Below are 13,015 nucleotides of genomic sequence, written 5' to 3'. Positions count from 1 at the left end.
GGTTTTTTATGTACTTACTTCTTTATCAGCGAATAGATAAAGGCAAGTAATGCAATGATGAACAGTCCGAACTGCATTAAGTCCTTGAAGTCAAACATTGGCATCACCTCCCTTCTGGGAGGCCACCACCTTGTACACGGTTATCTCATGTCACTATGGTAACATATCCCATTTCAATGTGCAATTACTTTTCCCTGCGGCAGGCCGCAATAATTCTGTTGCCTTTTTCTCGAATACTTTTCCGGTATTTCTGGTTATATGCATTTGTATATATATCCTCATAGTGTAATTTAAGGGTAAAATCTCCTAAAAGATTAAATATATTAGTTTATATTTCCTTGTGTAAAACAGTTAAAGCCATATATGGCAATACCCTTTTCCTTACATCTTCCTTGTTATTTTCTTGTGAATATTCAATTATCCAATATACCCCAATTACAGTACAGACACCGCCTATTATAGCACCAATATATCCGCCCCAAAAACCTGACCAATCATTACCCCCTGAAGGCAATAGCTGACCGCCTGGGCCATAAGAAGGTAGAAACCACGCTAAACACTTATTTCCACCTGTTCCCACACAAGCGTGATGAGGTGGCGGAAAAACTCCAGGATTGTCTCTAGTTCCATTTTAGTTCCACTGCAAAAAGAAAAGAGCCAGATTCCCTTGATTTTGCAAGGTTTTCTGGCTCTAAATATTTTATTCAAACTCAATCGTAGCCGGCGGTTTCCCCGTGCAGTCATACAGCACCCGGTTCACGCCCTTCACTTCATTTACAATCCTTCTGGTCACAACCCCCAGAACCTCCCAGGGAAGCTCTGCTGATTCCGCAGTCATAAAGTCCGAAGTCAACACTGCTCTCAAAGCAATCGCATAATCATAGGTTCTCTCATCGCCCATGCATCCAACGGAACGCATATTCGTAAGTGCAGCAAAGTACTGTCCCAGTCCTTTATCCACGCCTGCCTTAGCAATCTCTTCCCTATAGATCGCATCTGCCTCCTGTACAATCCGCACCTTTTCCGGTGTAATCGCACCAATAATTCTAACGCCAAGACCCGGACCCGGGAATGGCTGACGGTAAACCAGATATTCCGGAATTCCAAGCTCCAGACCGGCTTTACGAACCTCGTCTTTAAATAAAAGACGAAGCGGCTCAATGATCTCCTTGAAATCAACATGCTCAGGAAGTCCACCCACATTATGATGGGACTTAATCACTGCCGACTTACCAAGACCAGATTCAATCACATCAGGATAAATCGTTCCCTGAACGAAATAGTCCACTGTTCCAATCTTCTTCGCTTCATCCTCAAAAACACGGATAAATTCTTCACCGATAATTTTCCGCTTTGTCTCCGGATCTTCTACCCCATTCAGTTTCTCATAGAAACGTTCCTGAGCATTTACACGGATAAAGTTTAAATCATATGGACCTGCAGGTCCAAATACTGCCTCAACCTCGTCACCTTCGTCTTTACGAAGCAGACCATGATCAACAAATACGCAGGTAAGCTGCTTACCAACAGCCTTTGCCAGCATAACCGCTGCAACAGAAGAATCCACACCGCCAGACAACGCGCAAAGAACCTTTCCATCGCCAACCTTATCTCTGATTGACTGAATCGATGTTTCCACGAAGGAATCCATCTTCCAGTCACCGATACACTTACACACATTATAAACAAAGTTGGAAAGCATTTTTGTTCCTTCCTGTGTGTGCATAACCTCCGGGTGGAACTGAACGGCATAAAGCCCCTTTTCCTCGCATTCCATTCCTGCAACCGGACATACCGGAGTATGAGCGGTAACAGTAAAGCCTTCCGGTGCTTTCTCTATATAATCTGTATGACTCATCCAGCAGATGGTCTTCGGACTTACATTCTCTAATATTTTGCTGCCGGGTTCTGCATGAACTTCTGTCTTTCCGTATTCGCTGACAGGAGCTGTGGCAACCTTGCCACCCAGCATATGAGCCATTAACTGGGAGCCATAACAGATTCCCAGGATCGGGATTCCCATTTCAAAGATTTCTTTTTCACAGCAAGGGGACTCTTCCTTATATGCACTGTTTGGACCACCTGTGAATATGATTCCTTTGGGGTTCATCTCTCTAATCTTGTCCAGTGGCAGTGTGTGTGGATGGACCTCACAGTAAACGTTGCATTCTCTGACTCTTCTGGCAATCAGCTGATTGTACTGTCCGCCGAAATCCAGAACGATAATCATTTCTCTCTTCACGGGTATTCCTCCTAATTTAAGCTTCAACAAATAGCATTTGGATAATATTATATTCTACTTCCAATGGCTTGACAAGTATTTTCTATGTTTCAGATAAAAGATGTCGAATCTGACAACCAAAGGTTCCTTTAAACTTCTTTTTCTCACCAATCAGACAGAAAAAGCGAAACATGCCGGGAAATCCCTTTGCCCCCACCGCCTTCTGTAATTGTTCCTGCACAGGAGGCGGCGGAGACAAAGGGCTTAAAAATATCCGGGATTTTCCGCTTACAAAGCCACTTTTACTTCTCTAAATATTTCTTTATATATTGACCGGTATAAGATTGTGGACAAGTTATAATCTCCTCTGGTGTACCCTGGGCAATAATCGTCCCGCCCTTGTCTCCGCCTTCCGGACCGATATCGATAAGATAATCGGCTGTTTTTATAACGTCTAAGTTATGTTCGATGACAACCACCGTATTGCCGCCATCTGACAGCTTACGGAGAATCTCGATCAGTTTGTGGACATCAGCGAAGTGAAGACCTGTCGTCGGCTCGTCCAGAATGTAGATGGTCTTGCCGGTTCCGCGCTTGCTTAATTCCGTAGCCAGCTTTATTCTCTGGGCTTCTCCGCCGGATAGCTCCGTCGATGGCTGTCCTAGACGGATATAGGATAATCCCACGTCATTGAGCGTGGAAATCTTCCTGGCAATCGTAGGAACATTCTCGAAAAACTTCAGTGCTTCCTCCACCGTCATGTTTAAAACATCGTAGATTGTCTTTCCTTTATATTTTACATCCAGTGTCTCACGGTTATAGCGCTTGCCGCCACAGACCTCACAGGGCACATAAACGTCCGGGAGGAAATGCATCTCGATCTTGATGATACCGTCACCGCTGCAGGCTTCACATCGACCGCCCTTCACGTTAAAGCTGAATCTGCCCTTGGAGTACCCTTTTGCCTTGGCATCTGCCGTAGAAGCAAATAAATCACGGATGAGATCAAACACGCCGGTATAAGTAGCGGGATTGGACCGTGGAGTTCTTCCAATGGGTGACTGGTCAATTGCAATAATCTTATCCAGCTGTTCTGTACCTGTAATCTCCTTATGCTTGCCGGGAATGGTTCTTGCCCTGTTTAACTTCTTAGCAAGGGCCTTATAAAGGATCTCGTTAACCAGAGAGCTCTTACCGGAACCGGAAACACCGGTGACACAGGTCATCACTCCCAGAGGGAAGGTCACATCGATATTCTTTAAATTGTTCTCTCTGGCTCCTTTGACTGTAAGATAGCCGGTAGGCTGTCTTCTCTCCTGGGGAACCGGAATTTTGATTTTACCGCTTAAATAAGCGCCGGTAACGGAGTTCTTGTTCTTCATGATCTGCTTTGCATTTCCTACCGCAACCACATTGCCCCCGTGCTCACCGGCTCCGGGTCCGATATCCACGATACAGTCAGCTGCCATCATGGTGTCCTCGTCATGCTCTACCACGATCACGCTGTTGCCCAGATCACGCAGGTGAAGAAGCGTCTTCAACAGTTTGTCATTATCTCTCTGATGAAGGCCGATACTGGGCTCATCTAAGATGTACGCCACACCCACAAGTCCGGAACCGATCTGGGTTGCCAGACGGATTCTCTGAGCCTCTCCGCCGGAAAGGGTTCCAGTGGCGCGGGTCAGTGTCAGATAATCCAGACCTACATCAATGAGGAATGAGATTCTGGCTCGGATCTCCTTTAAGATCTGGTCTCCGATGGCATGCTGCATATCCGTCAGCTGCAGCTGGTCCATAAAATTACGGAAACGGACGATGGACATATTCGTCGCTTCATATATATTCTGATCCCCTACTGTTACAGCCAGGGATTCCTTCTTCAATCTCATACCGCCGCAGGAAGGACAGGGTGTAATCCTCATAAATGTCTCATATTCTGCCTTGGAGGATTCAGAATAGGTCTCCCGGTATCGTCTGGCAACGTTCTGGATCAGTCCTTCAAATGCCACGTCATAAATTCCCTCTCCACGCTGGCCTTTATAATAAACCTTGACCTCTTTGCCGTTGGTTCCGTGGATGAGAATGTCATGGATCTCCTTTGGATACTTCTCAAAAGGAGTGTCAAGCTTGAAATTGTACTCCCTGGCAAGCGCGTCCAGAATCGCACGTGCATAACTGCCCTTATCCGTGCAGGACTGCCAGCCAAGCACAGTAATGGCTCCCTGATCGATGCTTAAGCTCTTATCAGGAATCATTAAGTCCTCATCAAACTCCATCTTGTATCCTAAACCGAAACAGTCCGGGCAGGCACCAAAGGGGTTATTAAAGGAGAAGCTTCTAGGCTCCACTTCCTCGATGCTGATTCCGCAGTCCGGACAGGAAAAGCTCTGGCTGAAATGAATGGGGGCTCCATCAATGACATCCACGGTCATCAGACCGCCTGCCAGCTCCATCACTGTCTCAATGGAATCGGTAAGACGCTTTGCAATTCCCTCACGGATCGCCAGACGGTCCACCACCACTTCTATGCTGTGCTTGATATTCTTCTCCAGCTTGATCTCTTCAGAAAGCTCATAGAGATTGCCGTCAATCCGGACTCTTACGTATCCGCTCTTACGCGCGCTCTCTAAAACCTTGGCATGTTCCCCTTTTCGTCCGCGCACAACCGGAGCCAGCAGCTGGATTCTGGTCCGCTCCGGAAGCTCCATAATCTGATCCACCATCTGGTCTATGGTCTGTCTGCGGATTTCTCTTCCGCACTTCGGACAGTGGGGAATCCCTATTCTGGCATAAAGAAGCCTCATGTAATCATAAATTTCCGTTACGGTACCTACTGTAGAACGCGGGTTACGGTTGGTTGACTTCTGATCGATGGAAATAGCCGGTGACAGACCCTCGATGCTCTCCACATCCGGTTTTTCCATCTGGCCGAGGAACTGCCGCGCATAGGAGGATAGAGACTCCATGTACCGCCTCTGACCTTCCGCATAAATGGTATCAAAGGCCAGGGAAGACTTCCCGGAACCACTGAGACCGGTTAATACAACCAGCTCATTCCTGGGAATGTCCAGACTCACGTTCTTTAGGTTGTGCTCATTGGCACCTCTTATCTTAATATACTGTTTCGCCATACTGTACTCCTGTTATATCCTCAAATTCTTAATCTTACAACAATCGAATGCGGACTTATGATATGAAGTCCGCACCTGTAGTTACTCAGCATTTTCCCCATTATAGCACAACATCAGCCGCATTGCAAACATTTGTTCGATATTTTTTCAGTAATCCTGCTTTCGCCTTTCACATGAAATTTATCAAAAAACTATTTATCAAAAAGAAAGCATGGTATAATCATTATATACTAAAAAAGAGGGCTGAGAAAATATGAAACCACATCCATTACTGCCAGTTGTACTGCTTGCTCTTTCCTTAACTATATCCGGATGTACAGGAAACTCCCTGCTGGAGGAAACCCCTTCTTCGCCGGCGGAGTCCCTGACGAATCAGGATACCACAAAGAAGGAACAAAACAGTACCGGAACTGGAAAATCAGACACGAATGAAAATGGCAGTCAGGTCACTGTTAAAACCTGGTCTGCAGACAATAATGAGACTTATACCGATCAGGGTACCCTGTTATATCGGTGGAACAGCCGGGTACCGGAGGTCATAATCCCTGATAAACCCGATTCCCAGTATCTCATCAACAGGAGCTTAAGAGAGAATGATCAGGATACAAGATGCTCCGGCTTTATCAGTGACACGATGGATATTCCACCGGCGTCAGCAGGCAAAACGTCCCTGAATAACTATCTTTTTACCTTTGATTATCAGGTGCTAAAAAACGATGGAACAATTTTAAGTCTGAGACAGAACGGCACAGATATCCGTGGAAATGACCGGCATGATACTTTTACCTATTTAAGTTCCTATGATGTAGAAAAAGGGAAAAAGATAACGCTTTCCGCTCTTTCCGATGATCCGGAGTCTCTGAAGCTGGCCCTTGCACAGGCAGCCGCAGGACAGGAATCTGCCGGTGGCTCCAACGCTTCCCTTCTTACGCAGATCATGACTTCCGGTCTGAATCAGTTTGCACTATTAAAAGATGGAATTCTATTATCTGCTGTAACAGAGGAAACTCTGATCCCTTATGGACAGATTGAAAAAATGCTTAATAACTATGGGAAACAGCTCATGACAGCTGCACAAAAATCCGCGGACGAAGCCGTGGAGACAAAGGATGAGCCGGAATATATATTTCCGGAAAGCAGCACCAGCTGCCTCACGGGAGGAGACTTGCTGGAAGCAGACCCAGCCACTCTGAGACTGGCAAGAAACGAAATCTATGCCCGCCATGGAAGAAAGTTCGATGCGGCTGATTTACAGGAATATTTTAACAGTAAATCGTGGTATCAACCTGTGACAGACCCTTCTGATTTCAAAGAAGATTCCTTAAATGAGGTGGAAAAGAAAAATCTGAATCTGATTAAAACAGCGGAGAATCAGCTGCCAGACAAGGAAATCTCCAATGATGGTGTCAACCTTAAAGCTGACAAAGATTATCTTCTGGACCTGGACGGTGATGGTAACTGTGAATCCATCCGCTGGACCAGCACCGATGGCAGAGAAGATCCGAATGAAAAAAAATTCAGGCTTTATATAAACGGAACGTACCAGAACTCCATTCCGGAAAATATAAGGGGCAACATCAATCTTACGGCATTGGATCTTAATAAAAAGGACAAAGAAATTGAACTTCATTTGAGTATACACCAGGAATCAGATTCCATTTTCTCTTTCAGCTTCTACCGCTACCAAAACGGCAGCCTGAAGCTGATCGGGGATCTGGCAGGTCCCGTATGCGGCGGTAATGGTAAACTGTTTCGTCAGAACGGTCTGAGAGCGGAAGGAGACGGCATCCTGGCAGTCTCTGCAGACACTCCATTTTCAGGTTCCTCTCTCCAATTTGGATGTTACTTTACAGATCTGTTTTTTTCCTACAAAGACGGGAAATTTAAAGAGGTCCCGCAGGAGATTTATTTTAAAAAGGATTATTATCTGGTCACCAATGCGTTCCTCCATAACAATCCCAGTCAATATTATGTGGTATCCCACCCGTTTCCTGTATCAGCCACCATGGAAGGAGACACGCCCGCTTTCACAGTCAGCGCCGGGGAAACGGTCTGTCCCATAGGCTGGGCGTTAAAGGACGGACACTCGTTTGTGCTGGTTATGAACGAGGCCGGAGACTGCGGTTGGGTAAAGGAAACAGACTGGGATTTTGATCCCGATACAGCATATTATCTGGCAGTTCCTGCCTGGGGATAAAAAATCACCTTGCTGCGGCTTGAAAAAGCCGGGCAAGGTGATTTTTTACGTATAGTTTTATACTATGTCATCCGTTTCCTCTTCAAGCTCCTTCATCAGCCGTGTGAAACTCTCCCTCTCAAATTCCTGTATGGAAATGGATTTTTTGTTTGGGTTAGCAAAGACAAAGGTCTTGTCCACATTCTCCACGTAGTTCTGGATCTTATCATTGGTAGCGCTGATAATGGCCTGAAAGCCAAGACCCCGGATCAGCTCGATACAGCTTGCCACCTTTTCTGCGTCCATTTTGGAAAATGCTTCATCAAGGACTACCAGCCGTATGGTTGGATTCCTCTGTATCTTCTGAGGCACATTGATCCGGTATGCCTGGGCAAAGCTGGCAAGAAGAGCCACGTAAAGAGGATTTTGCCCCTCACCTCCGGAATTCTTCTTAAGCATCTTGCTTAGGCGGATCTTAATGACCTCATCCTCGTTCTGAATCAGCTGCTGCATGTCAAAGGTCAGATAGGTGCGGTAATCTGCATATTTATCCATATTCCGCTTTGCTTCCTCCATCTGCTCGGGAGTTGCGTTATCCGGCGGAATAAAGATATTGATCAGATCATTGATTAACTCCCCGTACTGGTTTTCATGTTCCATAGTAAAAAGATCCATCTGATTATCCAGGTTATCCGTCAGCTGGGAAGGATTGATTTCCAGAGAATCATCCATGAACATGTCATAATATCTGCCGTCCGGTCCCTTATTTTTTCCAATGACAAACTGATACTTGTCCTTTCCAAAGTCCAGCTTGCTGATAATCCGGTTCAGCTCATCCTTTCTCTGGAGCGCATCTCGGATGGCACTTCGGATCTTAAACATAAAGTCGTCTTTGAAATGAAGCACTGCGGACTTTGCCTGTTCTGCAGCCATATTCTTATATTCTTCCAGATCTGCACATTCCATGAGCTCCAGAAGACGGTCATATTCCCGGTTATCTTCTGCAGTCAGGGAAAAATTCCGGTTGGGATATCTGCGCACATACTCGCCTCTTGATGAGACAAGAAGACGGTATGCCTCTTCCCGCGCCTCTTCAGCTCTCTTTAAAAGCGCGTAGTATTTATCCTTTAAACGGTCATAGCGGGGAGCATTCTTGTCCTCCAGAGAAGCTTTTAATACTTCCTCCAGCTTTTCGTCATCTTCCAGAACACGTTCCTTTGAAACCAGTTCCTCTTCCAGCTGTACTGCTTCACGCTGGAATTCTTCCGCTTTTCTTTGGAGATCTCCCATGAGACGGTCTAAGGCCCTTAACTCAGCTCGTTTTCCCTCACAAAGGCTTAAAACGGCTTTCCGTTCCTTTTCCCATTCCTCTACATTCTGGGCCTTCAGTTTTTCCAGTTTCTGCTCCAGCTTTTTGATTTCTTTCTCTTTATCCTTAAAAGCTGCTATTTCCTGCTGCCACTCCACATAAACCTCAGTCCCCTCTGTTAAAGCTTCCAGAGAAAGAATCCGGCTGCACTCCCCTATAATCAGTTCCTGCGGCTTCTTCTCCGCCTCCATGGCTTCCAGATTCTTTTCCAGAAGACGGATTCTGCGGCGTACACTGTCCTTGCCGATATAGGCAAATCTGGTGTAATGATCAGGATTCATGTTCTGCAGACGGAAGGAGTGGTACAGCATACATTCCGGCGTTACACCAATGCGGCAGCTGCGAAGTTCTTCAAGGCTTTCGCATTTGATCACCTTTCCAAGGAGCAGATCCATGTAAGGCTGTAAATAAGACTCTCTCACAATCACTTCTTCCACAAGAGAATTCTTAAGAACCTCATGAGTGCTCTCTCCTGCCCTCTCTGTATCCAGAACTGCCACATGGAAAGCCTCACTCTGGTCCAGTTCCTCATAGACCTCCATGGCCGCTTTTGCATAGGCAGGTGTTACAACCAGAGACAGCTTGTGATTGCCCAGATAGCCTTCTGCCGCATTCCTCCATGTCTCATCCCGAATATCTAACAGATCCGCAAGAAAGTGAACCTCCACTGCTTTGCCTGTCTTCTCAAGGAGACGCTGCTGTAGAAAGGTTTTGGCCCGCTCCAGATACTTTGGATAAGCCTTGCTTCCTGCTTTTAGCTGGGCAAGCTCCTCACTGGTCTGACGCTCCCTTTTTTTAATATCTCTCAAAAGGCTTTCTGCCTCTTTTTTCGTATCTTCCGTCTCTGCCTGCATCTGGGCTATGGATTTCTTTAACCTGGTCAGTTTTTCCTCATTAATGGTATTCTTCTCAAATTCCTCAATATCCCATATAGTCTGGTTGGAGGTGGATTCTTCATCAATCCACGCATGTAATCGATCTGCAGTCTGCTGCCATTTCATTACACTTTTATTTAAATGATTCTTTAGCTCGCTGGCTGATTCCAGCTGATTTTTCAGATCTTCATATCCGGTGGATGATATCTGACGAAGAAGCTCTTCTCCCTGCTTTGTCAGATCATTAATCTGGGCATCTAATCCCTCTTTCCGTTCTTCCTGACGGGCATACTCCTCCCCCGACAGGCGGATCTTATCCCGCAGTGCCTGAATCCGGGTCTGATCGTCCAGAATCTCCATTCTGCGAAAGAAGTAGGTGTTTGACCGGATCTCCTCATCTTTTTCCATAACCGAATCGTAAAGTGATCTCATCTCCTTTAAATAGCCAATCTCTACAAAGGTATCCTCAATCTTCTTTCTCATGCGTCCGTACTGCATAACGCTTTCCTGCATGTCCTCAATATGAATATCCTGTTCCATGCAGATATATTCCTTTACGAAGTCCTCCAGCCGGATATTCATACGAAACGGTATAGCCCGCTTAAACAGAATGGGAAACTTCTCCGAATCCAGTCCGCCCAGATAGACATCATACAGCTGTCTGCGGAACCGTTCATTATGAGAAGTGGTAAAATACTCATCTTTCTCAAAATGAAGCTGAAGATAAGAAGTTGCCTCCTCAATCGTCATGGTTCTTGTCCCTGTACGATATTCATTCTGCCACAACGGGCCTTTGTGCCAGAAAAACTTCCTCGATATATCGTTGGTCGCAGTTTCCACATCAAAGATGATGCCGATACACTGGCATTCCCCGTTATCCGTCCGCTTTAATTCCAAAGCAATGGTAGTGGAGAAATTCTGATTCCTCAAATAGGCAAATTCGTTGTTCTCACCGATGTTTACCATACCCCTCAGATACTCGATTAAATTCCTGTCTGAATCATCGGCCGCAGCCTTATTAAAAAATCCTCTTCCGTCGGTATTGGCATAGAGAAGGATCTGCATTGCATCAATGACCGTAGATTTTCCGCTGCCGGAATGGCCGGTAAAGAAATTGATCTCTTCATGAAATGATAAGGTTTTCCGGTTGATGTAATGCCAGTTATTTAAAAGTATTCTGGACAGAGCCTCAAAATTCTGATTCGTCATCGCTTTCTTCTCCTTCCTCAAATGATTCCAGCAGGGCCCTCACATCATCACCGAACAGAATTACATTGATACTGGGATAGATGATCATGCGGTTGTCCCCGTCTAAATCTTCCAGAACATCAAGCGGCTCCAGAATCTGGTACTTTTTTAACAAGGCAATGGCACGTCGGATCTCCGTGACAGACGGCTGCTTTCGAAACAGACGGTAATTGCCAAGCTTGTCGTGAATCTCGCTGATTGTGGTATAAACGTTGACGCTGGTGGAAACAGCTGCCATCTGCTCATCGTAAATCAGTTTCAGCACCAGTAAGTAAAGGGTTGCAAGCTTTGGCAGTTTTTCTCCCATGGTGTCCTCTCCCTGAATATAGATCAGACCAAGCTGGCTGTTCTCCATCACATTTATGCCGCTGACAGTCAGATATGCCCGGATAAATTCCAGATGCCTGTTGCAGGTTTTAAATTCCTGGTTATAGAGAAAACGGTTGGACCGTTTGTCGTATTTGTGTTCCAGAATAAAGGTCTGTTTTAACAGAATCCGGATTGCATCTCTTAACTCCGCCTTTTCCCCCTGTAAAAGACCGTCATAATATGGGATCTGGCTTATAACGCCAGGATATTCTTCATTTGTCATACGTCATTCCTCCTTACAAATACCAGCCTGGGATAGCGGTACCTTCCGTTATCAATCAGCTCCGGTTCCATGTCCTCCACCTGATAAAGGCTTTTTCTCCTTATGGAGTAATCATACGCCAGAATCAGCTTTTCAAGTTCCTCCGGTGTGCAAACGGTATCCTCCCTGACTTCCATACGCCCCTGTACCATGCGGGACTCGATATAACTTTCAATTTCCTTCCGGGTGTAACGGTTCTTTACCCTGTTCAGATTCAAAATCTCTTCCGCAGTCAGCTGGACCGGTTCCTCATCCGGTACAAGAGTCTCTTTAAACTCTGTCCGGCTCTTTCTCTTTTTGTAAATGGATTTTTCAGAAAGAATTGCAAAGTGGGATAAATTCATGCAGTTTCCTGCTTTTTCAATTGCCTCCTCCGGATCCTTCGCCAGAGAAAGATGGTTTAATAAACGGATAACCAGCCCCTTCATGTTATCCTCCTGATTGAGAAGATAGTTAAGCCTTGTAACAGTGGCGCGAATATAGCGTGAGTGTTCCTTGTCCATATTGGAAATACGGTGTTCGATATGATCAAACCCCCGTTCAATCTGGTCCAGCTTTTCCGCCACATCGGCCGCAGTTACCTTGTTTGCACTTCGCCGGCCCATCTCCTCCATCCATGCAACATCTTCACGAAGATCTCCAATCCACCGTTTAATGTCGTTTTTATAGAGATAAAAGTTATCTGATGTCTTTAAAATGTGATATTTCTTTTTTACAATCTCCTCCACATATCCTTCCAGATGATCCTTTAACAGTTCTCCGTAAGCTTTCTGCTCCAGTAGATTTGCAAAGAACTTATCCATGTTGTGAAGCATGTCCTGTAATGATTTATTCAAACGTTTTGTATTGATATAAGCGGTATTTAAAAGGCTGATTCCCGCCCTGGGATCATTCTTTAAAGAAAAGAGAATGGCGTAAATATTCTGAACATAAATCTGGGTCTCATCCTCTTCATCGCTTGACAATTTAAAAAATGCCTCAATCATAACAGCAGCATAATCCGGAATTACGATATTCACCGTCATGGAGGCATAGTCATCCACCTTGCGAAGCCAGCCGGCCCTCAAAAGCCAGTTTAATACTCTGGATGCAGGAGGCAGCAGCTCATCCGCTTCATCTTCCAGCTCATCCTGCCAGATAACCAGCCGTTTCTGGACAAAATACTCCTCTAAAACCTGAAGACACACCTCCCGGCTTAAAAAATAGTTGCTGTATTCATATTCTTCATTGATTCTTAAAAGCGCTTCTATGTAGGTAGACCGGTTTATGGAACGGAACAGTCCCCAGAACCGGTCCGGTATCTCATTCATCAGTATCATGGTTGTTTTGATTCCTCTCCCATCGCTTCGTTATTCCTATAAAAA

The 13,015-nt window shown here is 45.5% G+C and carries 8 protein-coding genes; 1 reads left to right on the top strand and 7 read right to left on the bottom strand.

What is annotated here, in order from left to right:
• Nucleotides 1-328 precede the first annotated feature (328 nt).
• The 4 genes from RZO55_RS25865 to uvrA form a co-directional block, all read right to left on the bottom strand.
• Entirely contained in the window at nucleotides 329-580 is a 252-nt protein-coding gene (locus RZO55_RS25865) for a hypothetical protein (protein ID WP_318063648.1), read from the bottom strand.
• Nucleotides 581-700: 120 nt separating this feature from the next.
• Nucleotides 701-2,242 (bottom strand): glutamine-hydrolyzing GMP synthase, encoded by a 1,542-nt coding sequence (guaA, locus tag RZO55_RS07435; RefSeq protein WP_318063647.1) that lies wholly within the window; start codon nucleotides 2,240-2,242, stop codon nucleotides 701-703.
• Between the two features lie 82 nt (nucleotides 2,243-2,324).
• Complete coding sequence (locus RZO55_RS07430) at nucleotides 2,325-2,462, bottom strand: hypothetical protein (protein ID WP_318063646.1); 138 nt, start codon at nucleotides 2,460-2,462, stop codon at nucleotides 2,325-2,327.
• Between the two features lie 61 nt (nucleotides 2,463-2,523).
• Nucleotides 2,524-5,352: an excinuclease ABC subunit UvrA gene (gene uvrA, locus RZO55_RS07425; RefSeq protein WP_318063645.1), complete on the bottom strand. Its 2,829-nt coding sequence runs from the start codon at nucleotides 5,350-5,352 to the stop codon at nucleotides 2,524-2,526.
• Nucleotides 5,353-5,605: 253 nt separating this feature from the next.
• Between uvrA and RZO55_RS07420 the strand changes: the two genes are divergently transcribed.
• Nucleotides 5,606-7,549: a YARHG domain-containing protein gene (locus tag RZO55_RS07420; protein WP_318063644.1), complete on the top strand. Its 1,944-nt coding sequence runs from the start codon at nucleotides 5,606-5,608 to the stop codon at nucleotides 7,547-7,549.
• A 57-nt stretch (nucleotides 7,550-7,606) separates the two neighbouring features.
• On the opposite strand, the gene RZO55_RS07415 is transcribed toward RZO55_RS07420, so the two are convergent.
• From RZO55_RS07415 to RZO55_RS07405, 3 genes are read right to left on the bottom strand one after another with little or no spacing between them, the layout of a single operon-like run.
• On the bottom strand, nucleotides 7,607-10,981 hold the full coding sequence (locus RZO55_RS07415) for an ATP-binding protein (RefSeq protein ID WP_318063643.1): 3,375 nt from the start codon (nucleotides 10,979-10,981) through the stop codon (nucleotides 7,607-7,609).
• Nucleotides 10,962-11,612 carry a DUF4194 domain-containing protein gene (locus RZO55_RS07410; protein ID WP_318063642.1) on the bottom strand — a complete coding sequence of 217 codons (651 nt, stop codon included), beginning with the start codon at nucleotides 11,610-11,612 and terminating at the stop codon, nucleotides 10,962-10,964. Before RZO55_RS07410 ends, RZO55_RS07415 begins: the two co-directional genes overlap by 20 nt.
• Nucleotides 11,609-12,961 (bottom strand): Wadjet anti-phage system protein JetA family protein, encoded by a 1,353-nt coding sequence (locus RZO55_RS07405; RefSeq protein ID WP_336624273.1) that lies wholly within the window; start codon nucleotides 12,959-12,961, stop codon nucleotides 11,609-11,611. Before RZO55_RS07405 ends, RZO55_RS07410 begins: the two co-directional genes overlap by 4 nt.
• Between the last annotated feature and the right edge of the window lie 54 nt (nucleotides 12,962-13,015).

This window comes from Clostridium boliviensis (genome assembly GCF_033342255.1).
GTDB lineage: Bacteria > Bacillota > Clostridia > Lachnospirales > Lachnospiraceae > Lacrimispora > Lacrimispora boliviensis.
The sequence above is the reverse complement of the archived record's forward strand: the minus strand, read 5'-3'. Positions and strand labels throughout refer to the sequence as shown.